Here is a 24996-nt window from a genome sequence, read left to right as displayed (position 1 = left end):
ATGAGGTATTTTAGGATCTAGATTTGGTGTTCCTGGTGCATTGGGTGGATATTTGTTCGACCGTCATATTGAAAATCAGGTTAATATGACACGGCAAGAATTAAACGATAGAGTAAATGATATCCAGAATCGAGTGAGAAATGGAGAGTATGTGGCTGATTAAGCTATAGTATGGAGCTGTTTCATATCATGAAGCAGCTCCGTTTTTAGGATGGGATTTAAGATAAGGAGGCAGCGTGGAAGAAAAAAAGATAAGGCGCGGTTTGGATTCTATTATTATTTACGCCATTCTTATAATAAGCTTTTCATATATAATAAAATATTACAGTATTAAAGAACCATGTTTTACCATAATAATGGTGTCAGGGTTGCTGGTTGCAGAATTGATTTATGTAGTATATAGAAAAATTAGGATGGATAGTAATAAAAAATAAAATTTAATGTTGGTTGTTTTGAATATTGGCGCTGTATATATTTTTATACAGCGCCAATATCATATCCACTCTATCATGCCAATTAATACAGTATAATTGTCCGATATACGAAAAATATTATGCAATTTATATTTTCTTAAAATAATTTAAACTATGGTTAACAAAATTTTCAATTGGTTTGAATCGCGCATCGAGCCGTATCCCGATGATGCCCCGAAAACGCCCGATAAAGGGCTGTTGCGCTTTATTTGGAGCAATCTCAGCGGTATGCGCGGTTGGATTGCGGTGCTGGCCGTGTCCACCGCCGGCATCGGCATCATGGAAGCAATGGTGTTTCAGTTTATGGGCAAAATCATCGATTGGCTGGGCAGATATTCCCATGAAACGCTGCTGGCCGAAAAGGGTTGGGCGCTTGCGGCCATGCTGGCGATGATGCTGTTTGCGGTGTTTTGGCAGTTTGCCGCTTCAAATTTGCGCCTGCAAACCCTGCAGGGCGTGTTCCCCATGCGTTTGCGCTGGAATTTCCACCGCTTGATGCTCGGGCAGAGCTTGGGTTTTTATCAGGATGAATTCGCCGGGCGTGTGTCGGCCAAAGTGATGCAGACCGCGCTGGCGGTGCGCGATGTGGTGATGACTCTCGCCGATATGGCGGTGTATGTGGTGGTGTATTTCATCACTTCGGGCGTGATTTTGGTTTCGCTGGATTCTTGGCTGCTGCTGCCTTTCGCAGGGTGGATGATCGGATTCGGCACGGTGATGGCGCTGCTGATTCCCAAGCTGGGCAAAACTGCCCAGCACCAGGCCGATGCCCGCAGCCTTATGACGGGGCGCATCACCGATGCCTATTCCAACATCACTACGGTGAAACTGTTTTCGCACGGCGCGCGCGAAGCCCGCTATGCCAAGCAGTCGATGCAGGAGTTTATGGTAACGGTACACGCACAAATGCGGCTTGCCACCCTGCTCCACACGGGCAGTTTTCTGGTAAACACTTCGCTCACCGTTTCCACCGCCGCTTTGGGCATCTGGTTGTGGCACAACGGCCAGGTGGGCGTGGGCGCCGTGGCCACCGCCACCGCTATGGCATTGCGCGTAAACGGCTTGTCCCAATATATTATGTGGGAATCGGCGCGCTTGTTTGAAAATATCGGCACGGTAAATGACGGCATGGCCACATTGTCGAAGCCGCACACCATTACCGATAAACAGCATGCCCTGCCGTTAAAGGTTTCGGAAGGCGCAATACGTTTTGAATACATTGACTTTTCCTACGAAACCGGCAAACCGCTGCTTAATGGTTTTAATCTGTATATCAAACCCGGTGAAAAAGTCGGTTTGATAGGGCGCAGCGGCGCAGGCAAATCCACTATCGTTAATTTGCTGCTGCGTTTTTACGAACCTCAAAGCGGCAGTATTTTCATTGACGGTCAAAATATCAACGATGTGTCCCAAGAAAGCCTGCGTGCCCAAATCGGGTTGGTTACGCAGGATACCGGCCTGCTGCACCGCTCGGTGCGCGACAACATTGTTTACGGCCGTCCCGACGCCACCGAAGAAGACATGACGAATGCCGCCGAACGCGCCGAAGCTGCGGGATTTATTCCCGACCTCTACGATGCCAAAGGCCGCCGCGGCTACGATGCCCATGTGGGCGAGCGCGGTGTGAAACTTTCAGGCGGCCAGCGCCAGCGCATCGCCATTGCCCGCGTGATGTTGAAAGATGCCCCGATTCTGCTGCTTGACGAGGCCACCAGTGCGCTGGATTCGGAAGTGGAAGCCGCGATTCAGGAAAGCCTCGACAAAATGATGGAAAACAAAACCGTCATCGCCATTGCCCACCGTCTTTCCACTATCGCCGCGATGGACAGGCTGATTGTGCTCGATAAAGGCCGCATTGTCGAAGAGGGCAGCCATGCCGAATTGTTGGAGAAAAACGGTTTGTATGCCAAGCTGTGGACGCATCAGAGCGGCGGCTTTTTAAACAGCGAAGCCTGACGGCTTAGCACGAATCAGCCGTCTGAAAAACTGGGGCGGCAGAAAATGTAGTCTAATGTAATATTTGAATATAAGGAATAAATTGCCGCGTAGAAAATTTATTAATTATCTATAATTAATAAAACAGTATTTTCGTAAGAATATAAATCAATGAGAATCGTTATCTAAAAATGATTGAAATTATTGGTTTTTTCTAGCATTTTTTTAGCAGGCTAACTTTAAAACGTGTCTTAAATTGGATACAATTATCGGATATTTAGCGGTATTTTATGTTAACGAAACCAGGCGTAGCTCATGTTGGCAAACTACTTCCCCGTATTGGTGTTCATTCTTGTCGGCCTGATAGCAGGCATCGTATTCTTGGCGTTGGGCAACCTGCTCGGCCCCAAGCGCCACTATGCTGAGAAAGACGCGCCGTTTGAGTGCGGCTTCGAAGCCTTTGAAAACGCACGCATGAAGTTCGACGTGCGTTATTATCTGGTGGCGATTCTGTTTATTCTGTTTGATTTGGAAGTGGCGTTTATGATCCCGTGGGCGGTGGTGTTTAAAGATTTGGCCGCTGCACACGGGCAGTATGCTTTCTGGTCGATGTTCGTGTTTATCGTGGTACTCACGGTAGGCTTTATCTACGAATGGAAAAAAGGTGCGCTGGAATGGGAATAGATGGCGTTTTGAAAAAAGGTTTCGTAACCACCAGTGCAGACACTGTACTCAACTATATGCGTACCGGCTCATTGTGGCCGGTAACGTTCGGTTTGGCATGTTGTGCGGTTGAAATGATGCAGGCCGGTGCGGCACGTTATGACTTGGACCGCTTCGGTATCATTTTCCGCCCGTCGCCGCGCCAGTCGGATTTGATGATTGTAGCCGGCACGTTATGCAACAAAATGGCGCCCGCGCTGCGCCGCGTATATGACCAAATGGCAGAGCCCCGCTGGGTGCTTTCTATGGGTTCGTGCGCCAACGGCGGCGGCTATTACCATTATTCTTATTCGGTGGTGCGCGGTTGCGACCGAATTGTGCCGGTGGATGTTTATGTTCCCGGCTGTCCGCCCACCGCTGAAGCGCTGATTTACGGTTTGATTCAGCTTCAACAGAAAATCAAACGTACTTCAACGATTGCGCGGGATTAGGAGGGCGTGATGGCTGATGTGAAAACCCTGCATGAAACCGTTGCCCGCGTGTTGGGCGGCAAAGTAAGCAAAATCATTGAGGCATTGGGCGAAATCACCGTTGAATGCCCGTCTGAAAACTATTTGGAAATCATGGCGGCTCTGCGCGATCATGCCAATCTGCATTTCGAATCGCTGGTGGATTTGTGCGGCGTGGATTACAGCACCTATAAAAACGAACCGTGGCACGGCAAACGCTTCGCCGTGGTGAGCCAGCTGGTTTCCGTGAAAAACAACCAGCGTATCCGTGTGCGCGTGTGGTGTCAGGACGATAACTTTCCCGTGGTGGATTCCGTAACCGAAATCTACAACAGCGCCGATTGGTATGAGCGCGAAGCCTTCGATCTTTACGGCATTCTGTTCAACAACCATCCCGACCTGCGCCGCATTCTCACCGATTACGGTTTTGTCGGCCACCCTTTCCGCAAAGACTTCCCGATTTCCGGCTATGTCGAAATGCGTTACGATGAAGCCGAAAAACGCGTGATTTACCAACCCGTAACCATCGAGCCGCGCGAAATTACCCCGCGCATCGTCCGCGAGGAGCACTACGGTGGCTAATAAACTAAGAAACTACACCATCAACTTCGGTCCGCAGCACCCTGCCGCCCACGGTGTATTGCGCATGATTTTGGAATTGGACGGTGAAACCATCGTCCGCGCCGACCCCCACATCGGCCTCTTGCACCGCGGCACCGAAAAGCTGGCCGAAACCCGCACCTATCTGCAAGCGCTGCCTTATATGGATCGCTTGGACTATGTCTCCATGATGGTGAACGAGCAGGCCTATTGCCTGGCAGTGGAAAAACTTACCGGCATCGAAGTGCCCATCCGCGCCCAATACATCCGTGTGATGTTTGCCGAAGTTACCCGCATCCTGAATCACCTGATGGGCATCGGTTCGCACGCGCTTGATATCGGCGCGATGACCGTGTTCCTGTATGCCTTCCGCGAGCGCGAAGAGCTGATGGATTTATACGAGGCCGTATCCGGCGCACGTATGCACGCGGCCTATTTCCGCCCCGGCGGCGTGTACCGTGATTTGCCCGACTTTATGCCCAAATACGAATCGAGCAAATTCCGCAATGCCAAAGTATTGAAAAAACTGAATGAATCGCGTGAAGGCTCCATGCTCGACTTTATCGAAGCCTTTACCGAGCGTTTTCCCGGCTGCGTGGATGAATACGAAAGCCTGCTCACCGACAACCGCATCTGGAAACAGCGTACTGTCGGCATCGGTGTGGTTTCTCCCGAGCGTGCCCTGCAAAAAGGCTTTACCGGTGTGATGCTGCGCGGTTCCGGCGTGGAGTGGGATATCCGCAAAAAAGCCCCGTATGATGCTTATGCCGAAGTAGATTTCGATATCCCGGTCGGCGTGAACGGCGACTGTTACGACCGCTATTTATGCCGAATCAACGAGATGCGCGAATCCAACCGCATCATCAAACAGTGCGTGCAATGGCTCAAAGCCAATCCCGGTCCGGTGATTGTCGATAATCACAAAATCGCCCCGCCCAAGCGCACCGAAATGAAAATGGGCATGGAAGACCTTATCCACCACTTCAAACTGTTTACCGAAGGTATGCATGTGCCCGAAGGCGAAACCTACACCGCAGTAGAACACCCCAAAGGCGAGTTCGGCATCTATATGATTTCAGACGGCGCCAACAAACCCTACCGTCTGAAAATCCGTGCTCCCGGCTTTGCCCACCTGCAAGGCATGGATGAAATGGCGCGCGGCCATATGCTCGCCGATGTGGTGGCCATTATCGGAACGCAGGATATTGTATTCGGCGAAGTAGATAGATAAATAAAAGGCAGTATGCCATGAGTAGCAAGATCCTTTTGGTTATGTGTGCGGCCTCAGCAGTCGGTTTGGCCGCCTGCGGGGCTGTTCAAACCACGCCTTCTTGGGGCGGGCATTGCCCGAAACCCGCAACAGACGGTAACGGTATGCTGGAAATTAAAAACGGCCAAACACTAAAATGCCAAATCCGTGTGTTTACCTCAAATATGGGATGCACCGAAAAAATTACCAATCCTTCCGGGGATGACGGATATGTCTGCACGGGCGGCAATAAAGGGGCAGTATTCTTTTTTGACAACAACGGCGTACTCAAAAGCCATGAATTTATAGAGCGTTAAAAACAGCGTTTCGCGGCTTGGATCGGAAAATAAACAGAATGAAGCCGCCATGCGCAAAACCAACATCAATCAGGTACGAACCATGCTATCCGCAGAATCTTTGAAACTCATTGATAACGAGTTGGCCAAATACCCCGCCGACCAGCGTCGCTCAGCCATTATGGGCGCATTGCGCATCGCCCAAACCGAAAAAGGCTGGCTCAGCGCCGAAACCATAGAGTTTGTGGCCGATTATGTCGGCATCGCACCGGCAGCCGCTTACGAAGTCGCCACTTTCTACAATATGTACGACCTCGCCCCCGTAGGCAAATACAAACTCACCGTCTGCACCAACCTGCCTTGCGCCCTGCGCGGCGGTGTGAATGCAGCCGAATACCTGAAACAGAAACTCGGCATCGGCTTTGGCGAAACCACTTCAGACGGCCTCTATACCTTAATGGAAGGCGAGTGCATGGGCGCATGCGGCGATGCCCCCGTGATGCTGGTAAACAACCACAAAATGTGCAGTTTTATGACTGAAGAAGCGATTGAGCAAAAATTGGCGGAATTGCAGTAAGGGCTACCTGAAAGGCCGTCTGAAAACAAAGAAAGGAAGCAAAAATGGAAGCCAAATGTTTGTGCGGTGCTGTATCAATAAAAGTTGCAGCTAATAATAAACTGCACGCTTGCCATTGCGGTAAATGCCGTACTTGGGGTAGTGGGGCAAGTTTTACCTTGACGGCCAAAAAACCTGAAATCAGTGGCAGCGAACATATCGGCCGCTACCGCTCGTCCGAATGGGCGCAACGCTGTTTCTGCAAACAATGCGGCACGCACCTGTTTGTTCAGGTGGGCGACGATTATTACATCAATGCGGGATTATTTGCCGATAACGCCGATTTTGAGCTGGAAAGCCAAATTTTTATCGACTGCAAAGCACCGTATTACGATTTGGCCAACGATACGCCGAAACTGACCGAGCATGAGTTTTTAGCCATGATTGGCGCGGAGAAATAACGGGCAGCAAGCCGTAGGTCGGATTCTTGAATCCGACATTAGCAAGGTTTTAACTCGGACAAACTGTCGGATTCAAGAATCCGACCTACACAACATTGAAGGCATTTGAATCCGATACGGCCAAACAGTTTAAACACTTTAAAAAATCCCTTTTCAGACGGCCTCAACAAGGCTACCTGAAAAGCCGTCTGAAAACCTTTCAGACAGGCATGTAAACAAAATATCAGCGCATAACCGCATCAGGCGGTTGGGCGGCAAAACAAAAGATTGAAGAAGATTAACCGATTAGGGCTAAGCAAATGGCTATTTTCCAATCAGGCGTGATTTTTGAAAACGTCGATACCCGTAATCCCGACTGTTGGCACTTGGAAGCATACCAAGCGCGCAGCGGCTACCAAGCGCTGCGTAAAATCCTGACTGAAAACATGTCGCAAGACGACGTGATTGCCGAAGTCAAAACTTCAGGCTTGCGCGGCCGCGGCGGCGCAGGTTTTCCCACCGGCCTGAAATGGAGCTTTATGCCCCGCTCGTTCCCCGGCTCCAAATACGTTGTCTGCAATACCGATGAAGGCGAACCGGGTACGTTTAAAGACCGCGATATCATCATGTTCAACCCACACGCCCTGATCGAAGGCATGGTTATCGCCGGTTACGCCATGGGTGCCGAAGCAGGCTACAACTATATCCACGGCGAAATCTTCGAAGGCTACCAACGTTTTGAAGCCGCGCTGGCCGAAGCGCGCCAAGCCGGTTTTTTGGGCAGAAACATCATGGGATTGGGTTTCGATTTCGAGTTGTTTGCCGCCCACGGCTACGGTGCCTACATCTGCGGCGAAGAAACCGCGCTGTTGGAAAGTTTGGAAGGTAAAAAAGGCCAGCCGCGCTTCAAGCCGCCGTTTCCCGCTTCATACGGCCTCTACGGCAAACCCACCACCATCAACAACACCGAAACCCTTGCCTCCGTGCCGTTTATTATCCGTGATGGCGGCAAAACCTTTGCCGGACAGGGCATCGAAAACGCCGGCGGCACCAAACTGTTTTCCATTTCCGGCCACATAAACCGCCCCGGTAACTACGAAGTGCCGCTGGGCACGCCGTTTGCCAAGCTGCTGGAAATGGCCGGCGGCATGAAAGACGGTAAAAAACTCAAAGCCGTGATTCCCGGCGGCTCGTCCGCCCCCGTGCTGCCCGCCGATATCATGATGGGCTTGAATATGGATTACGATTCCATTGCCAAAGCCGGCTCCATGCTCGGCTCCGGCGCGGTAATCGTGATGGATGAAGATGTGTGCATGGTGAAGGCACTGGAACGCTTAAGCTATTTCTACCACGAAGAATCCTGCGGCCAATGCACCCCCTGCCGCGAAGGCACAGGCTGGCTCTACCGCATCGTACACCGCATCGCCGGCGGCAAAGGCAAACCCGAAGATTTGGCACTGCTCGATTCTATCGGCAACAACATGGCCGGCCGCACCATCTGCGCCCTGGCTGATGCCGCCGTGTTTCCCGTGCGCAGCTTTACCAAACACTTCCGCCACGAGTTCGAGCACTATATCGAGCATGGCAAGCCGATGAAGGCGCATAAGTGGTGTTGAGGCCGTCTGAAAAATATAAAGGCAGGGCAATGCGGGGGGGCTTGCAAACAATCCTACATCCCGGGAGCTATCATGAAACTGATGAAAACAGTGTTTTTCAGCCTGATAACAGCGGTTGTTTTGGCTGCCTGCAGCTCGGTGCCGAAAGAAAGTCCGGCACGGCCTTGGAGCAACGCAGAATATAAAATGGAGTTGGCAGGGGTTGCGGCCAATCTTGCGCAAAGCAATTACCGTTACGGTTTTACTGTTTTGTTGAAAACAGCACCCAAAGTTGCTTCGGTGCGTGTCGAGCGCGTTGCAGGCGGGCCGTCTGAAACGATTATTGACGACAGTGCCAATCCGACCACCCGCTTTTCATGGCAGCCGCAGCAGCCCAAAGGTGCGCGCACTTCTTTGGCACGCACTGCGAACGGGTTTACTTGGATGGGGCAGAGTGCTGTATTGGGCTTGAACGAAAAAGATGCCCCCTGGCTTTATGCTGCCGGAGATACCCGGCAGGTTTACCGCTTTACCGTGCGCGATGTGAAAGGCAGAGAAACCGTGTGGGAGCAGTCGGTTGTTGTGGCGGCACCGGTTAAGCGGGCCTTATTGTCTGCACAGAAGAAACACGCCCGCCCGAAGTAAAGGGCGGCAGCGGAACAGGGTTTTAACCCTGTCGGGCAAACACCCAAACCATAAACCGGGCCGTCTGAACGCAACATAAAATGCCTGCCTGAAAAAGTTTCAGACGGCTCAAGCAAAAGCCTTTAAAAACCGCAACCGGGAAACACACCATGTTACCGATCGGAATGGATGGCAGATTTACCCAGCATTGCTGCCATGAGTTTGAGCACGGTATCTCGGGCATGGCAAGCCGATGAAGGCGCATAAGCGGTGTTGAGGCCGTCTGAAAATAATATGACTCGTTCCATTTAACAATGATATGCACAAGATGTGCGGGAAACAAAATATGAACTCGATTTATTTGAGAAAAATGATTAAAACAGTGGCCCTGGTGTTGGCGGCGGGTATTTCTGCCACGGCGCAGGCTGTGTGCGCCAACCCCAATCTCGATGTGGTGGTGTTGGGCTCGGGCGGGCCTGAATTGAGCGATAAGCGCGCATCGTCCGGCTATATTCTGCGCGAAAACAAAAAAGCCAGAATTCTGGTTGATTTCGGTTCGGGCGCTTCGCTGAATTTCGAGCGTGCCGGTGCACAGATCGAAGACTTGCAGGCAGTATTGCTGAGCCATTTACACGCCGATCATGTGAATGATTTTCCCGCGTTGGTAAAAGGCGCGTTTTTCTCCGAACGCGGGCGTGATTTACCCGTTTACGGCCCTGCAGGCAATCATGCGGTACCCCCGTTGCCGCAATATTTGCAGCGGCTGTTCGGTGAAAATGGCGCGTATGCTTATTTGTCGGGTTTTTTAGACGGCAGCGAGGCATTCCGCTTCAAGCCGGTTACCGTGCCGTTTGATATGAAGCGGCCTCAGGTGTTTTCGGCCAAAGCGGGCGGCTTTACCCTCCGCGCCGTGCCGGTTGCGCACGGCATCATTCCTGCGCTGGGGTGGCGTATTGAAAAAGACGGCTGCTCGGTGGTGTTTTCCGGCGACACCGGCAATATGGGGCGCACGTTAGACAAAATAGCAGGCAACGCCGATTTGTTTGTCGCCCATAATGCCGTTCCCGAGGGCAGCGCCGACCGTATCGCGCTGAAGCTGCATATGCCGCCGTCTGAAATCGGCCGCATTGCCGCCGGTGCCGGAGTAAAAAGCGCGGTATTGTCGCACTTTATGCGGCGCACCGAAAACGTTAAACCGCAAACAGCCGAGGCCGTTGGCGCACACTACAGCGGCAGACTGGCATTTGCAGAGGATTGCGATATTTATTCGGTACAAAGCGGGTTGAAAACAGGAAGCTGTGCGGAAAAATAAGCAGGCATACAGGCCGTCTGAAATATCGGGCCGAACCACCCGGCCTGTTCTTCAAATGAAGCAACGGAAACGGTACGGCAAACATCAGGCCGTCTGAAAGCAGCATCACCATGATAATGCCCGCCTGAAAAATTTTTTCAGACGGCCTCAAACCAAAACCTTTAAAAAATCGGTAACTAGGAAACACACCATGTTACAAATCGAAATAGACGGCAAACAGATTGCAGTCAAGCAGGGCGCGACAGTGATGGAGGCGGCGCACGAATTGGGCACTTATATCCCGCACTTCTGCTACCACAAAAAACTGTCTATTGCCGCCAACTGCCGTATGTGTCTGGTGGAAGTGGAAAAATCCCCCAAGCCGCTGCCTGCCTGCGCCACGCCGGTAACGGACGGCATGGTGGTGCACACCCATTCGGCCAAAGCCAAGCAGGCGCAGGCCGGCGTGATGGAGTTTCTGCTGATCAACCACCCGCTCGACTGCCCGATTTGCGACCAGGGCGGCGAATGCCAGTTGCAGGATTTGGCGGTGGGTTACGGTAATTCCGCCAGCCGCTACACCGAAGCAAAACGCTCGGTAACCGGCAAAGACATGGGGCCGCTGGTTTCTGCCGCAGAAATGAGCCGCTGCATCCACTGCACCCGCTGCGTGCGTTTTACCGAAGAAATCGCCGGTATGCAGGAAATCGCCATGGCCAACCGCGGCGAGTTTTCCGAAATCATGCCGTTTATCGGCAAAGCGGTAGAAACCGAATTGTCGGGCAATGTGATTGATTTGTGTCCTGTCGGCGCGCTCACCAGCAAACCGTTCCGTTACGATGCCCGCTCGTGGGAATTGAGCCGCCGCAAAACTATTTCCGCACACGATGCGCTGGGCAGCAACCTGATTGTGCAAACCAAAGACCACACCGTACGCCGCGTGCTGCCTTTGGAAAACGAAGCCGTCAACGAATGCTGGATTGCGGATCGCGACCGTTTCTCCTACGCCGGCCTGTATCACGAAAGCCGTCTGAAAACGCCGAAAATCAAACACGGCGGCCAATGGCACGAAACAGACTGGCAAACCGCGCTGGAATATGTGGAAAAAACGCTGGCCTGCATTGCCAGAGAAGACGGCCAAGACCAAATCGGCATCTGGGCCAACCCGGCAAACACCGTGGAAGAGCTGTTTCTGGCGAAAAAACTGGCTAACGGCTTGGGCATCCGACATTTCGACACCCGCCTGATGCAGCAGGACAACCGCCTTTCAGACGGCCTGCAAGGCGCACAATGGCTGGGGCAGAGCATTGAAGAATTGGGTAATGCCGATGCCGTATTGGTGGTGGGGGCCAACCTGCGCAAAGAGCAGCCGCTGCTCACCGCCCGTCTGCGCCGTGCCGCCAAATCCCATATGGCCTTAAGCGTGGTTGCCAGCAGCAGGGAAGAGCTGCACATGCCGCTGTTTGCCCATGAAGTGCTGCACCCCAACGATTGGGCAGATTTTCTAAACAAACTGGCGCAAGACACGCAAAACCCGCTTTCAGACGGCCTCAAGCAGGCTGAAAAAGCCGCCGTGATATTGGGCGCGGAAGTGCAGAACCACCCCGACTACGCCGCGATTTATGCTGCCGCGCAACAACTGGCCGATGCTGCCGGCGCCGTTTTGGGCATTCTGCCGCAGGCTGCCAACAGCGTGGGCGCAGACGTATTGGGCGTAAACGGCGGCCAAACCGTGCAGCAGATGCTGGCGCAGCCGAAAAAAGCGGTGCTGCTTTTAAACGTGGAGCCCGAAATAGATGTGGCAGACGGCGCCAAAGCCGTGGCTGCGCTGACACAGGCACAAAGCGTGATGGCTTTTACCCCGTTTGAAAGCGAAACCTTGCGCGAAGTGTGCGATGTGATGCTGCCCGTTGCGCCGTTTACCGAAACTTCGGGCAGTTTTATCAATATGGAAGGCCGTCTGCAATCGTTTCACGGCGTGGTGAAAGGCTGGGGCGATTCCCGCCCCTTGTGGAAAGTATTACGCGTGTTGGGCAATGTGTTCGGCTTGGCCGGTTTTGAATACGACAGCAGCGGGCAGGTGTTGAAAGAAGCGGTCGGTCAAGAAAACCTGCCTGCAAAATTAAACAACCGGAGCACTTGGCGGGGTGGGGCCGGTATTCAGACGGCCTCTGCGCTGATGCGTGTAGGCGGTGTCGGTATTTACCACAGCGATGCGCTGGTGCGCCGCTCTGCGCCTTTGCAGGCCACCGGTCATGCGCAGGCTCCCGCCGCCCGTGTACACCCGAACACGCTGGCCGCGCTCGGCCTGCAAGACGGCGCGCGCGCCCAGGCCGTGCAAAGCGGTGAGCGCGTTGCCGTGCGCGTGGCGGCCGACAAGGGGCTGCCCGAAAACGTGGTGTATCTGCCGCTGCATACCGAAAATGCCGCGCTGGGTGCACTGATGAACCGCATTGAATTGGAAAGGGCATAATCATGCAGGAGTGGTTTCAAGCCTTGTTTGCCACACAGCTCGGAATGGGTGCGGCGGGCAACGATGTCGGCCTGGTGGTGTCGGTTATCGTCAAAATCGTGATTATCCTGATTCCGCTGATTCTCACCGTGGCCTACCTCACTTATTTCGAGCGTAAGGTTATCGGCTATATGCAGCTGCGTGTCGGCCCCAACGTTACCGGGCCGTTCGGCCTGATCCAGCCGTTTGCCGATGTGTTCAAACTGCTGTTTAAAGAAGTTACCCGCCCCAAGCTGTCGAACAAAGCCTTGTTTTATATCGGCCCCATGCTCTCGCTTGCCCCTGCGTTTGCCGCGTGGGCGGTGATTCCGTTCAGCAGTGAATGGTGGCTCACCAACGTTGATGCCGGGCTGCTGTTTATCCTGATGATTACCTCGCTGTCGGTATATGGTGTGATTATCGCGGGCTGGGCCTCCAACTCGAAATATTCGTTTTTGGGCGCGATGCGCTCTTCGGCGCAAACCATTTCCTACGAAATCGCCATGGGTGCGGCTTTGGTGGCGGTGGTGATGGTTTCTGGCAGCCTGAACTTTACCGACATCGTAGAAGGGCAGAGCAAAGGCATGGCCGGCGGTTCGGTTTTCTCGTGGAACTGGCTGCCGCTGTTTCCGCTGTTTATCGTTTATCTGATTTCTGCCGTGGCCGAAACCAACCGCGCTCCGTTTGATGTGGCCGAGGGCGAGTCGGAAATCGTAGCCGGCTTCCACGTTGAATATTCAGGTTTTGCATTTGCACTGTTTTTCCTGGCCGAATATATTTTTATGATACTGATTGCCGCGCTTACTTCGCTGATGTTTTTGGGCGGCTGGCTTTCGCCTTTTCCGCAAAGCTGGGGCTTTGTCGGCACATCCGGTGCATTTTGGATGTTTGTGAAAATGGCCTTTATCCTGTACGGCTATTTGTGGATACGCGCCACCTTCCCGCGTTACCGCTACGACCAAATCATGCGCTTGGGCTGGAAAGTGTTGATTCCCATCGGCTTTATCGGCATCGTGGTGCTCGGCTTGTGGATGATTTCACCGCTGAGTTTGTGGAATTGACTTAAAGGCCGTCTGAAAATATTGAGGCGGTTACGAATCTGCTGTTTGGACAGACGGGGAAGCCAAAGGCGGATTGATGCCTGCCTGCGCTGCCATGCGGCGAAAATGAAAGGAACAGAGCCGTGAAAAAGCTTGTAAAAACGATATTGCTGATGAGTACGGTTTTGTCGTTGCTCAACGGCTGTTTCATAGCCGGCCAGATTCACGACAAAATTTACGAAGACTGCGCCATCCATCCCGACAGTATCCAAAGGCTGCCGCAGCAGGAGCGCCAGCGCTTGGCGGGAAAATGCGGTTGGAAAGCGAAGCCCGCGCAACCTCAGTCTTTATTGAACATGGAGCTTTTGTGCCGTGCCGACATCACTGCGCCGCCGGCACAGGGCAAGCGCAGCGGTACAATCGAAACCACGCTGCCCAACGGCCTGAAGCTGCACTACCGCATAATCAACGGCACGGTGCCTGAATTGAAGGTGCTGTATCCTAGCGGCAAAACCGAAACACATACCCGCTTTGCAGACGGCAGAGCACAAGGTTGGTCTGAGGGCTATTATCCTTCGGGCAAGCTGCGTACCCGCTTTTTCTACCAAAACGGCAAAGCAAGGCAGTATGAGATTTATTCGGAAGACGGAAAAGTTGCTGAAAAAGGCAAGGTTTCCTGCCGCTAAAAAGGCCGTCTGAACACCCTGATTTCAAAAACGAAAACCCGCTTCAAAGGGACACCAATGGCAAACCTAGTTAAAACCTTTCTGCTCGGCGAACTGGTAAAGGGCATGGGCGTAACGCTCAAAAACTTCTTCGCCCGCAAAGAAACGATTATGTTTCCTGAAGAGAAAACGCCGCAGTCGGTGCGTTTCCGCGGGCTGCACGCGCAGCGGCGCTATCCCAACGGCGAAGAACGCTGCATCGCCTGCAAGCTGTGCGAAGCGGTTTGCCCCGCGATGGCCATCAATATCGAATCGGAGCAGTGCGAAGACGGCACCCGCCGCACCACGCGCTACGATATCGACTTAACCAAATGCATTTTCTGCGGCTTCTGCGAAGAGGCTTGCCCGGTGGACGCAATCGTGGAAACCCATATTCTCGAATACCACGGCGAAAAGCGCGGCGATCTGTATTACACCAAACCGATGCTGCTGGCCATCGGCGATAAATACGAAAGCGAAATCGCCAAACGCAAAGCGGCCGATGCGCCCTACCGATAAAGGATAAGAGCGATGACTTTTACTGCAATCCTGTTTTATATTTTGGCGGCCATCGTGTTGTTTGGCGCACTGAAAACCGTAACCGTGAAAAACCCCGTGCACGCGGCACTGTATTTGGTGCTCACTTTCTGCGTGAGTGCGCTGATTTGGATGCTGATGCAGGCCGAATTTTTAGGCATCACGCTGGTGTTGGTGTATGTGGGTGCGGTGATGGTGCTGTTTCTGTTTGTGGTGATGATGCTGAACATCGACATCGAAGAAATGCGCGCGGGCTTTTGGCGGCATGCGCCGGCGGCCGGCTTGGTGGGCGTGTTGATGTCGGTGGCGCTGATTCTGATTTTGGTAAACCCGAAAACCAATCTGGCTGCATTCGGTGTGATGAAAGAGATTCCCGCCGATTACAGCAACGTGCGCGATTTGGGCAGCCAGCTCTACACTACCTATCTGCTGCCGTTCGAGCTGGCAGGCGTGCTGCTGGTGTTGGGCATGGTGGCGGCGATTGCGCTGGTGCACCGCAAAACGTTTAACCCCAAAGCCGTCAATCCTGCCGACCAAGTGAAAGTGAGTGCCAAAGAAGGCCGTTTGCGCATAGTGAAAATGGAAGCCGTCAGGCCGTCTGAAACGGCAGGTGAAACGGATTCAGGCGGCAAAGAGGAGGGGAAAGCATGATTACCTTAACGCATTATTTGGTTTTGGCCGCGCTTTTATTCGGCATCAGCGCGATGGGCATTTTTATGAACCGCAAAAACGTGCTGATTTTATTGATGAGCATCGAATTGATGCTGTTGGCGGTAAACTTTAACTTTATCGCGTTTTCGCAATACCTGGGCGACACTGCCGGGCAGATTTTCGTGTTTTTCATCTTAACCGTGGCTGCGGCAGAATCCGCCATCGGCTTGGCGATTATGGTGCTGGTGTTCCGCAACCGCAACACGATTAACGTGGCCGATTTGGATACGTTGAAAGGATAGGTGCGCGCCTAATGCCTGCTGCCTGCCCTTTGAAAATAACGGGGAGAAAAGCATGACCGAAGTATTGGCGGCATATATCTTAACGGTATCGTTTTTTCTGCTGATACCCGGTTCCGTTAATCTGGTTGTTGTCAATGCGGCGGCACGCTGTGGCTTGAAAGGTGCATTTTTTGCGGTTGGTAACGGGTTGGTATCCGGTCGGGGAAAAATCATACAGGCCGTCTGAAAACATTTCAAAAGACGGACTTGGAGAGCTAAATATTGCAGACGGTATTTCTGCTACTGCTGGGAAAGTTGCAGGACAGCTTCCAAAACCGTTTTCCGGCATGGTGTTGGGCAGTGGTATTCGCCTTGTTTTCTGCTTTATGGAGCATGAGCGGAAATGTGGGAATATTGATTGCCGGTTCTGTAATTTCAGGGCTGTATGCTTGGGGTTATTTTGTTTTGCTCAGGAAGCTTTCCGACCGCCGGTGTTATGGCTGGCGGTGTATGCAGCCGGCGGGGTGCTGCCGTTTTTGCTGTTGCCGATGGTTGCGGCCGTATGGCCGGTGAGTTGTTAAAAACAGATAACATAAAATAAAAAGGGAGAGCAGCAGAATGAATAAACTGCTTGAAAGCAGGCAAGAGAAAACTCTCGAAACCGAATCTGCAAACAGAAAAAGATAACGACACGGCGGTATCCGCTTTTGATGCCGTCTGAAAAATCAAAACTGAAAAAGGTTCATTTCCATGACCGATATGACTTTATATCTCATCATTGCACTCATGCCGCTGGCAGGCTGCCTGCTGGCGGGGCTGTTCGGCAAACAAATCGGCCGCGCGGGCGCACACACGGCTACTATTTTGGGGGTGGCCGCTTCCACTGTGTTGTCGGCCTATGTGCTGTGGGGCTTCATTGACGGCTCGCGCGCCAAGTTTGACGAAAACGTTTATACCTGGCTTACCATGGGCGGCTTGGATTTCTCGGTCGGTTTTTTGGTTGACAGCCTGACCGCCATGATGATGGTGGTGGTAACGTTTGTGTCGCTGATGGTGCATATCTATACCATCGGCTATATGCACGATGAAAAAGTGGGCTACCAGCGTTTTTTCAGCTACATCTCGCTGTTTACTTTTTCGATGCTGATGCTGGTGATGAGCAACAACTTTATCCAGCTCTTCTTCGGTTGGGAAGCCGTGGGCTTGGTGTCGTATCTGCTGATCGGTTTCTATTTCAAACGCGAAAGCGCGATTTTTGCCAATTTGAAAGCCTTTTTGGTGAACCGCGTGGGCGACTTTGGCTTTATTTTGGGTATCGGCCTGGTGTTGGCCTATTTCGGCGGCAGCCTGCGTTATGCCGATGTGTTCGCCTATCTGCCCAATATTCAGACGGCCACCATCGAGCTTTTTCCCGGCGTGCAATGGAGCCTGATAACCGTTACCTGCCTGTTGCTGTTTGTGGGCGCGATGGGTAAATCGGCGCAGTTTCCGCTGCACGTTTGGCTGCCCGACTCTATGGAAGGCCCAACGCCGATTTCGGCTCTGATTCACGCGGCTACCATGGTAACGGCCGGCCTGTTTATGGTGTCGCGTATGTCGCCGATTTACGAGCTTTCCACCACCGCCTTGAGCGTGATTATGGTGGTGGGCGCGATTACCGCACTGTTTATGGGCTTTTTGGGTACCATTCAAAACGACATCAAACGCGTGGTGGCTTATTCCACCCTGTCGCAACTGGGTTATATGACCGTAGCACTGGGCGTATCGGCCTATTCGATCGCAATGTTTCATGTGATGACCCATGCTTTCTTTAAAGCGCTGCTGTTTTTGGCTGCGGGCAGCGCCATTATCGGTATGCACCATGACCAAGATATGCGCCATATGGGCAACCTGAAAAAATATATGCCGGTTACCTGGCTTACCATGCTGATCGGTAATTTGGCACTAATCGGCACACCGTTTTTCTCAGGCTTTTACTCGAAAGATTCCATTATCGAAGCCGTGCATTTCAGCAGTCTGCCCGGCAGCGGTTTTGCCTATTTTGCCGTGCTCGCCAGCGTGTTTGTAACCGCTTTTTATGCCTTCCGCCAATACTTTATGGTGTTTCACGGCAAAGAAAAATGGCGCGAAACCGAGTATGGACACCATTCAGACGGCCACGATGAACACCATCACGGCTTGGGTAGAAACGACAACCCACACGAAAGCCCGTGGGTGGTTACCCTGCCGCTGGTTTTACTGGCCGTTCCATCAGTGGTTATCGGCTATATTGCTGTCGAACCCATGCTCTACGGCAATTTCTTTAAAGACGTGATTTATGTAAACCATGAAGCCCATCCCGTAATGGCGCAAATGGCCGAAGCCTTCCACGGCCCGCTGGCCATGATTTCCCACAGCCTGCACACGCCCGTGCTCTATCTCGCCATTGCCGGCGTGGCAGCGGCCTGGCTGCTGTATGTGAAAGCCCCGCACCTGCCGGCCAAGATTGCTGCCGCCTTCAAGCCGGTTTACACCCTGCTCGACAACAAATACTACTTGGACGTGATTTACTTCAACGTGTTTGCCAAAGGCAGCCGCGCATTGGGCAGTTTCTTCTGGAAAGTGGGCGATACCGCCATTATCGACAACGGCATCGTAAACGGTTCGGCCAAAGTTGTCGGCGCGCTGGCCGCACAAGTGCGCAAAATGCAAACCGGCTTTATCTACACCTATGCCGCCGCTATGGTGTTCGGCGTGCTGGTGCTGATTGCAGCATTTTTCCGGGGGCTTTGGTTCCAATAAGGCCGTCTGAAAAGGCTTGTAAGAGGGCAGGGTGGCAAGCCACCGTTATAGAAGTTCAGATGGCCTCTGTCTTGTTTGCCGTCTATTTGGTAAGGCAAACTAAACCTTACCAATAGATTCTCAAAGGAGTAACGACATGGCAACCACCTTACGGCTGAACAGCAAAAGCCAAGTAACTTTCAAGCAGGAATTTCTTCACCATTTGGGCATCAGTGCGGGCGACGAAATGGAAGTGTACAAACTGCCAAACGGTGAGTTACGGATTAGGGCCAAAGCCAAGCTTGCACAAACCAAAAGTATCCGCGAATTCGCAGGCCGTCTGAAAAACGAGGCGGGCGTACATTTGAGTGTGGAAGAGATAAATCAGGCCGTTGCCGAAGCCGCCGTGGCGGGCGCGGGTATGGAGCGTAAGCTTGTCATTGATACCAACGTGCATCTTGGCGCTGTTGCGCGATTTCGTCTCGTCCGTGCCTAAGTTGGTGGCGCAGGAAAACGAAATCGAAGCAGGTTTCTCCGTGATGGCGCACAACGGCAATTTCGCCGATGGTGTTAATGCATTCTGCGGTGCTATGCTCGGTGCGGATCAGTTTGCTACTTTCGACAAACAGGCTGCAAGAATATTGCAGGAAACGGCTATGAAAACCCGGTTGCTGAAGTAACAGTATAGGTTGGTAAATACTGAAAAATATTTCAGAAGGAACCTTAAAGTAGTTTGAAAAATAGAGGTAAATCGAGGTTGTTTAGAAAAGAAAAATTCAAAAAACGGAATAATTAAGTAATTTATTAATTTATGAAAAAAGCAGACAGGTCATAGGCTTCGGGGAGCAGAAGACACCAAAATCATTGGTGGAAGCGTGCAGCAGATTTTTATTTTTAGATAGCGCAAGATGACGGGTACGGAGTTGAAGTGTGATACTGCATTGATGAATTTATTGTGTGATGCAATTGCACATTGTCGTGATCATGAGGGTTGGGCCCCATTAAATCGGGTTGGGCAGATTATCAGAAACCAATCCTCATTTGACAGTAAAAATTATGGGTACTCCAAACTTGGAGACTTAGTTAGAGCAATTGATATTTTTGAAACCAAACTTCCGATGGGGGTATTCGCAACTTTATGTGAAAAATAAGCGTGATAAGTCTAAACCCGATAGCTTAAAATAAATATATTGGAAATAAACTGTCAAGAGGCCGTCTGAAACGGTTTCAGGCAGCTTGAAAACAGAAAACTTTGATGAAAAGACTGTTTCAGACGGCATTAAGGCTATCTGAAACCTCCAACAATATAACAACTTTTGATTTACAAACCCACAGGAAAAAACCATGTTTTCCAACCATCTACTCAGCTTGGCAATATGGGTGCCGATGATTGCCGGCGTGCTGGTTCTGGCCACAGGCTCAGACCGCCGTGCGCCGTTGGCGCGCATTCTTGCCTTTATCGGTTCGCTGGCAGGCTTTTTGGTCACGCTGCCGCTGTTTGTGCAGTTTGACCGTTTGAGCGGCGGCTACCAGTTTGCCGAGTTCCATCAATGGATTCCCCTGCTGAATATCCATTATGCGCTGGGTGTGGACGGTATTTCGGTGCCGTTCATCATTCTGAACGCCTTTATCACGTTGATGGTGGTGCTGGCAGGATGGGAAGTGGTTCAGAAACGCCCTGCGCAGTATATGGCGGCTTTTCTGATCATGAGCGGCTTGATTAACGGCGCGTTTGCTGCCCAAGATGCGATTTTGTTTTATGTGTTTTTTGAGGGTATGCTGATTCCGCTCTACCTGATTATCGGCATGTGGGGCGGCCCGCGCCGCGTGTATGCTTCGGTAAAGTTGTTTCTTTATACGCTGATGGGGTCGCTGTTGATGCTGGTGGGCTTGGTTTATCTGTCTTATCAGGCCGGCGGCAGCTTTTCGATTGCGGATTTTCAAAACCTGAAGCAGATTCCGCTGGGCGTGCAGCAGTTGCTGTTTATCGCATTTTTCCTGTCGTTTGCGGTGAAAGTGCCGATGTGGCCGGTGCATACCTGGCTGCCCGATGCCCACGTTGAAGCGCCGACAGGCGGCTCGATGGTGCTGGCTGCGATTACGCTGAAAGTGGGTGCCTACGGCTTTTTGCGCTTTATTCTGCCGATTCTGCCTGATGCATCGCGTTATTTCGCGCCTGCAATTGTGGTGTTGAGCCTGATTGCGGTGATTTATATCGGCATGGTGGCATTGGTTCAGACCGATATGAAAAAACTGGTGGCGTATTCTTCTATCAGCCATATGGGTTTCGTTACTTTGGGTATGTTCTTGTTTGTTGACGGCCGTCTGAACGATTGGGCGTTGAAAGGTGCAGTTATCCAAATGATTTCGCACGGTTTTGTTTCTGCCGCAATGTTTATGTGCATCGGCGTGATGTATGACCGTCTGCACAGCCGCAATATCGCCGATTACGGCGGTGTGGTGAATGTGATGCCGAAATTCGCCGCCTTTATGATGCTGTTCGGTATGGCCAATGCCGGTTTGCCCGCAACCTCGGGTTTTGTGGGCGAGTTTATGGTGATTATGGGTGCGGTGGAAGTGAATTTCTGGGTGGCCGCGCTGGCCGCGCTGACGCTGATTTACGGTGCTTCTTATACCTTATGGATGTATAAGCGCGTTATTTTCGGTGAAATTACCAATCCCGAAGTGAAAGAGATGAAAGACATCAACTGTCGCGAGTTTGCGGTTTTGGCGGTTTTGGCGGTGGCGGTGTTGGGCATGGGTCTGTATCCCGCAGCATTTATCGAAGTTATCCACCAGGCTGCCAACGATTTAATCAGCCAAGTGGCGCAAAGCAAGATTTGAGGTGTGTGAATGAACTGGACCGATTTGAATTTAATCCCCGCCATGCCTGAAATCGTGCTGCTTGCGGCGTTGTGTGCAGTGTTGTTGGCGGATTTATGGGTGAAAGACGAAAACCGTTTCGTTACCCATATTCTGAGCCTGCTTTCTTTGGCGGTGGTGGCGGCAACGCAATGGCTGGTGTGGACACCCGACAGTGTATATACGTTTGGCGGTATGTATATCGCAGACGGTATGTCGCGCCTGTCGAAAATGGTGATGTATGCCGGCTTGTTTGTTTTGTTTGCGTACAGCAAGCCGTATAACCGGGTGCGCGGCATTTTTAAAGGTGAATTTTACACCTTGTCGCTGTTTGCCCTTATCGGTATGAGCGTGATGGTGAGCGCGGGGCATTTCCTAACCGCCTATATCGGTTTGGAGCTGCTGTCGCTGTCGCTTTATGCCATGATTGCCCTGCGCCGCGATTCGGCCAAAGCCGCCGAGGCCGCATTGAAGTATTTCGTGTTGGGCGCGCTGGCTTCCGGTCTGCTGCTCTATGGCATTTCTATGGTGTATGGTGCCACCGGCTCGCTGGAGTTTGCCACCGTGCTGGCAACGGCCTACGATGGTCAGGCGCAGGAATGGCTGCTGAAACTCGGCGTAGTATTTATTGTGGTGGCGGTGGCGTTCAAGCTGGGTGCAGTGCCGTTTCATATGTGGGTGCCCGATGTGTATCAGGGTGCGCCCACTTCGGTGGCCGCTTTGGTGGGCAGTGTGCCGAAAATCGCCGCCGTGGTGTTTGCGTTCAGGATTTTGGTTACAGGCTTGGGAACGGTTCACCACGATTGGACGCAGATGCTGGCCATTCTTGCCGTGGCCTCGCTGTTGGTCGGCAATCTGGCGGCAATTATGCAGACCAATATCAAACGTATGTTTGCCTACTCCACCATTTCCCATATGGGTTTTATCCTGCTGGCGTTTATGGCGGGCGCGGTGGGTTTTACCGCCGGCCTGTATTACGCCATTGCTTATGTGGTGATGGGGCTGGTGGGTTTCGGCGTGTTGATGCTGTTGTCTGACGAAGCCGTAGAATGCGAAGAAATCAACGATTTGGCCGGTTTGAACCAGCGCAATGCCTGGTATGCCTTTCTGATGCTGCTGGCAATGTTTTCAATGGCCGGCATACCGCCGCTGATGGGTTTTTATGCCAAATTTGCCGTGATTAAGGCGTTGTTGTCGCAAGGCTATATCTGGCTGTCGGTGTTTGCCGTGGTGATGAGCCTGATTGGCGCGTTTTACTACCTGCGTGTGGTGAAAGTGATGTATTTCGACTCTGCTGCCGGTGAGCGGCCGGTCGGCGGCAATGCGGCAGCGAAAGTGTTTTTATCGGTTAACGCCGCGTTGCTGCTGGTTTGGGGCGTGATGCCGCAAAGCGTGATGGATTGGTGTTTGAAAGCGTTGGAAAACACCCTGTAAGCCTTGCAGCTTTTTGCAAGTCAAACGGCAACCCCACGGGTGTTGCCGTTTTTGCTAATATGGCGGCCGGGTCGAAAATTTTTCAGACGGCCTTAAGGGCGGCAGGATATTGCCGGGTTGCGCGCTGCTGTTAATCAAAGCCAAAGAATAAAGGACGGGACTGTTGCAACATCGGTTTAGGCCGTCTGAAATACTCACCGCCGTTATATTATTTCCGCGCAGGCGGGAAACCGGCGCTATTTTTATACATCACCGAAATCAAACATGGGTTAATGTTAGAAGACCGGGTTCCCGCCTGCGAGGGATGGTGAAAAAGAAACTTTTGGTGATGTTTTTTTGATTTTTGCAAAGGCTTCTCAGGCCGTCTGAACCAACACAAGGTTTCCGTATGACCGTATCTATGTATATTCTGCTGCTGCTGGCGTTTATTTTTGCCAACGCTCCGTTTCTCACCCCGCGCCTGCTTGGGATTTTTGCGCTCAAGCATAAGCATTTCGGCCATCATCTGCTCGAATTGTTTACCGGTTTCGGCATCACCGCCGGTTTGGCGTATCTGCTCGAATCGCGGGCGGGCAGTGTGCATCCGCAGGGTTGGGAATTTTATGCCGTGGCGGTCTGCCTGTATCTTATTTTTGCCTTTCCCGCCTTTGTGCGGCGGTATTTCTGGCACGGCCGCAACCGCGAATAACCGCAACTTTATAGTGGATAAACTGACTCCGCTACGGCGTTGCTGCTACTGGTTGTACTGTCTGAGGTTTGCTGCCTTGTGTCGAAGTGATTTTATCCGTTATGCTTTTCAGACGGCCAGACAAGCGGCCGTCTGAAACACCGTTGAAAGAAACCCTTATGCAGATCGAAAACTTATCCCAAGCCGGATTAGTGGTAGTGAAGGTCGGCTCCAGCCTCGTTACCGCCGAAGGCCGCGGCATAGACCAGGCCGCACTCAACCTGTGGGCTGCACAGATTGCGGCTTTGAAACAAAGCGGCGTAAAAGTGGTGTTGGTATCCAGCGGCGCCATTGCCGAAGGCATCAAGCGGTTGGGCTGGCCGGGGCGGCCGAAAGCGCTCAACGAGCTGCAGGCCGCTGCCGCAGTGGGGCAGATGGGCATCGCGCAGGCATACGAATCCGCGTTCTGCCCGCATAACATACACACCGCCCAGATTCTGCTCACCCACGAAGATTTGAGCAACCGCACCCGTTATCTCAATGCCCGAAGCACCCTGCTGACCCTGCTCGAAAAAGGCATCGTGCCGATTATCAATGAAAACGACACCGTTACCACTGATGAAATCAAACTCGGCGACAACGATACGCTGGGCGCGCTGGTGACGAATCTGGTCGATGCCGATGCCCTGGTTATCCTCACCGACCAGCAAGGCCTGTATGACAGCGACCCGCGCAAAAATCTGCAGGCGCGGTTTATCAGCCGCATTGCCGCCGATCACCCTGATTTGGAAAGCATGGCGGGCGGCGTAGGCAGCGGTGTCGGCACCGGCGGTATGTATACGAAAGTGTTGGCGGCCAAGCGTGCCGCGCTGAGCGGTGCGGCCACCGTAGTGGTGTCGGGGCGCGAACCGGACGTGCTGCTGCGCCTGCACGGCGGCGAAAGCCTGGGTACGCTGTTTACCAGCAGCCACAGCCGGGTGGCCGCCCGCAAACAGTGGCTGCTCGGCCATGTGCAGACGGCAGGCAGCCTGGAAATAGACAGCGGCGCAGAGGCCGCACTGGTTCGTAACCACCGCAGCCTGCTGCCGGTGGGCTGTGTGCAGGTTAAGGGCTGTTTTCACCGTGGAGAATTGGTAGCCGTGTTGAATGCCGAAGGCAGGGAGATTGCCCGTGGTTTGGTGAATTACGGCAGTGCTGAAATCGGCAAAATCCTGAAAACGCCGTCTGAGCAGATTGCCGCCAAACTGGGTTATATCAACGAAGAAGAGCTGATACACCGCGACAATATGGCGTTGCACCGCTGAATCGGGCAGATAGGCCGGCATACAGGCCGTCTGA

General features: G+C 52.4%; 27 protein-coding genes. 26 read left to right on the top strand and 1 reads right to left on the bottom strand.

Translation table 11 applies throughout. The features are described from left to right. Positions 1–587 precede the first annotated feature (587 nt). The 10 genes from IR141_RS01940 to IR141_RS01895 all read left to right on the top strand — a co-directional run bounded on the left by IR141_RS01940 (position 588) and on the right by IR141_RS01895 (position 8961). Positions 588–2429, top strand: a complete 1842-nt coding sequence (locus IR141_RS01940; protein ID WP_135034006.1) for an ABC transporter ATP-binding protein — start codon at positions 588–590, stop codon at positions 2427–2429. Between the two features lie 294 nt (positions 2430–2723). Then, positions 2724–3092 (top strand): NADH-quinone oxidoreductase subunit A, encoded by a 369-nt coding sequence (gene ndhC, locus IR141_RS01935; protein WP_135034005.1) that lies wholly within the window; start codon positions 2724–2726, stop codon positions 3090–3092. Further along, a complete protein-coding gene (locus IR141_RS01930; RefSeq protein ID WP_085365816.1) occupies positions 3083–3562 on the top strand; it encodes an NADH-quinone oxidoreductase subunit B family protein in 480 nt (159 codons plus the stop codon). Before ndhC ends, IR141_RS01930 begins: the two co-directional genes overlap by 10 nt. Positions 3563–3571: 9 nt before the next feature. After that, positions 3572–4162: an NADH-quinone oxidoreductase subunit C gene (locus IR141_RS01925; protein WP_135034004.1), complete on the top strand. Its 591-nt coding sequence runs from the start codon at positions 3572–3574 to the stop codon at positions 4160–4162. After that, a complete protein-coding gene (gene nuoD, locus IR141_RS01920) occupies positions 4155–5411 on the top strand; it encodes an NADH dehydrogenase (quinone) subunit D (RefSeq protein WP_135034003.1) in 1257 nt (418 codons plus the stop codon). The genes IR141_RS01925 and nuoD overlap by 8 nt, the downstream gene beginning before the upstream one ends. A 143-nt stretch (positions 5412–5554) precedes the next feature. Beyond that, positions 5555–5746, top strand: coding sequence for a hypothetical protein (locus IR141_RS13305; RefSeq protein WP_228068125.1), 192 nt, complete (start codon positions 5555–5557; stop codon positions 5744–5746). 82 nt (positions 5747–5828) lie between these two features. Further along, positions 5829–6302, top strand: a complete 474-nt coding sequence (gene nuoE / locus IR141_RS01910) for an NADH-quinone oxidoreductase subunit NuoE (protein ID WP_135034041.1) — start codon at positions 5829–5831, stop codon at positions 6300–6302. A 44-nt stretch (positions 6303–6346) separates the two neighbouring features. Then, the gene (locus IR141_RS01905; RefSeq protein WP_135034002.1) at positions 6347–6742 is read left to right on the top strand and encodes a GFA family protein; all 396 of its coding nucleotides are present in this window, start codon (positions 6347–6349) and stop codon (positions 6740–6742) included. A 299-nt stretch (positions 6743–7041) separates the two neighbouring features. Further along, positions 7042–8337 carry an NADH-quinone oxidoreductase subunit NuoF gene (gene nuoF, locus IR141_RS01900; protein WP_135034001.1) on the top strand — a complete coding sequence of 432 codons (1296 nt, stop codon included), beginning with the start codon at positions 7042–7044 and terminating at the stop codon, positions 8335–8337. 72 nt (positions 8338–8409) lie between these two features. Continuing rightward, positions 8410–8961, top strand: a complete 552-nt coding sequence (locus IR141_RS01895) for a hypothetical protein (RefSeq protein WP_135034000.1) — start codon at positions 8410–8412, stop codon at positions 8959–8961. A gap of 152 nt (positions 8962–9113) precedes the next feature. Here IR141_RS01895 and IR141_RS13755 read toward each other — a convergent pair whose 3' ends face one another. Then, positions 9114–9248 carry a hypothetical protein gene (locus IR141_RS13755; protein ID WP_255518784.1) on the bottom strand — a complete coding sequence of 45 codons (135 nt, stop codon included), beginning with the start codon at positions 9246–9248 and terminating at the stop codon, positions 9114–9116. A gap of 38 nt (positions 9249–9286) precedes the next feature. Here IR141_RS13755 and IR141_RS01890 point away from each other — a divergent pair, with 38 nt between their 5' ends. The 16 genes from IR141_RS01890 (at position 9287) to proB (ending at position 24962) form a co-directional block, all read left to right on the top strand. Continuing rightward, positions 9287–10252, top strand: coding sequence for an MBL fold metallo-hydrolase (locus IR141_RS01890; protein ID WP_228068124.1), 966 nt, complete (start codon positions 9287–9289; stop codon positions 10250–10252). Between the two features lie 190 nt (positions 10253–10442). Further along, a complete protein-coding gene (gene nuoG / locus IR141_RS01885; RefSeq protein ID WP_135033999.1) occupies positions 10443–12704 on the top strand; it encodes an NADH-quinone oxidoreductase subunit NuoG in 2262 nt (753 codons plus the stop codon). A 2-nt stretch (positions 12705–12706) separates the two neighbouring features. Next, positions 12707–13783 carry an NADH-quinone oxidoreductase subunit NuoH gene (gene nuoH / locus IR141_RS01880; protein WP_135033998.1) on the top strand — a complete coding sequence of 359 codons (1077 nt, stop codon included), beginning with the start codon at positions 12707–12709 and terminating at the stop codon, positions 13781–13783. 122 nt (positions 13784–13905) lie between these two features. Continuing rightward, entirely contained in the window at positions 13906–14448 is a 543-nt protein-coding gene (locus IR141_RS01875) for a toxin-antitoxin system YwqK family antitoxin (protein WP_135033997.1), read from the top strand. A gap of 57 nt (positions 14449–14505) precedes the next feature. After that, on the top strand, positions 14506–14985 hold the full coding sequence (gene nuoI, locus IR141_RS01870) for an NADH-quinone oxidoreductase subunit NuoI (protein WP_135033996.1): 480 nt from the start codon (positions 14506–14508) through the stop codon (positions 14983–14985). A gap of 12 nt (positions 14986–14997) precedes the next feature. Beyond that, on the top strand, positions 14998–15654 hold the full coding sequence (locus tag IR141_RS01865; RefSeq protein ID WP_135033995.1) for an NADH-quinone oxidoreductase subunit J: 657 nt from the start codon (positions 14998–15000) through the stop codon (positions 15652–15654). After that, on the top strand, positions 15651–15956 hold the full coding sequence (nuoK, locus tag IR141_RS01860) for an NADH-quinone oxidoreductase subunit NuoK (protein WP_085365830.1): 306 nt from the start codon (positions 15651–15653) through the stop codon (positions 15954–15956). Before IR141_RS01865 ends, nuoK begins: the two co-directional genes overlap by 4 nt. Before the next feature lie 170 nt (positions 15957–16126). Further along, positions 16127–16516 carry a hypothetical protein gene (locus IR141_RS01855; RefSeq protein ID WP_135033994.1) on the top strand — a complete coding sequence of 130 codons (390 nt, stop codon included), beginning with the start codon at positions 16127–16129 and terminating at the stop codon, positions 16514–16516. A 169-nt stretch (positions 16517–16685) separates the two neighbouring features. Next, positions 16686–18716: an NADH-quinone oxidoreductase subunit L gene (nuoL, locus tag IR141_RS01850; protein WP_135033993.1), complete on the top strand. Its 2031-nt coding sequence runs from the start codon at positions 16686–16688 to the stop codon at positions 18714–18716. A 136-nt stretch (positions 18717–18852) separates the two neighbouring features. Next, positions 18853–19191, top strand: a complete 339-nt coding sequence (locus IR141_RS01845) for an AbrB/MazE/SpoVT family DNA-binding domain-containing protein (RefSeq protein ID WP_228068123.1) — start codon at positions 18853–18855, stop codon at positions 19189–19191. Continuing rightward, positions 19184–19375, top strand: coding sequence for a hypothetical protein (locus IR141_RS01840; protein WP_228068122.1), 192 nt, complete (start codon positions 19184–19186; stop codon positions 19373–19375). Before IR141_RS01845 ends, IR141_RS01840 begins: the two co-directional genes overlap by 8 nt. 228 nt (positions 19376–19603) lie before the next feature. Next, a complete protein-coding gene (locus tag IR141_RS13300) occupies positions 19604–19846 on the top strand; it encodes an OST-HTH/LOTUS domain-containing protein (RefSeq protein WP_228068121.1) in 243 nt (80 codons plus the stop codon). Between the two features lie 193 nt (positions 19847–20039). Further along, positions 20040–21539 (top strand): NADH-quinone oxidoreductase subunit M, encoded by a 1500-nt coding sequence (locus tag IR141_RS01830; protein WP_135033991.1) that lies wholly within the window; start codon positions 20040–20042, stop codon positions 21537–21539. Positions 21540–21548: 9 nt separating this feature from the next. Continuing rightward, complete coding sequence (nuoN, locus tag IR141_RS01825; RefSeq protein ID WP_135033990.1) at positions 21549–22991, top strand: NADH-quinone oxidoreductase subunit NuoN; 1443 nt, start codon at positions 21549–21551, stop codon at positions 22989–22991. A 388-nt stretch (positions 22992–23379) separates the two neighbouring features. Then, positions 23380–23679: a DUF2818 family protein gene (locus IR141_RS01820; RefSeq protein ID WP_135033989.1), complete on the top strand. Its 300-nt coding sequence runs from the start codon at positions 23380–23382 to the stop codon at positions 23677–23679. Between the two features lie 158 nt (positions 23680–23837). Further along, a complete protein-coding gene (gene proB, locus IR141_RS01815; RefSeq protein ID WP_135033988.1) occupies positions 23838–24962 on the top strand; it encodes a glutamate 5-kinase in 1125 nt (374 codons plus the stop codon). Positions 24963–24996 lie beyond the last annotated feature (34 nt).

The organism is Neisseria sp. 19428wB4_WF04, assembly GCF_015235335.1.
Lineage (GTDB): Bacteria > Pseudomonadota > Gammaproteobacteria > Burkholderiales > Neisseriaceae > Neisseria > Neisseria musculi.
This window is presented reverse-complemented; position numbering and strand designations above follow the sequence as displayed.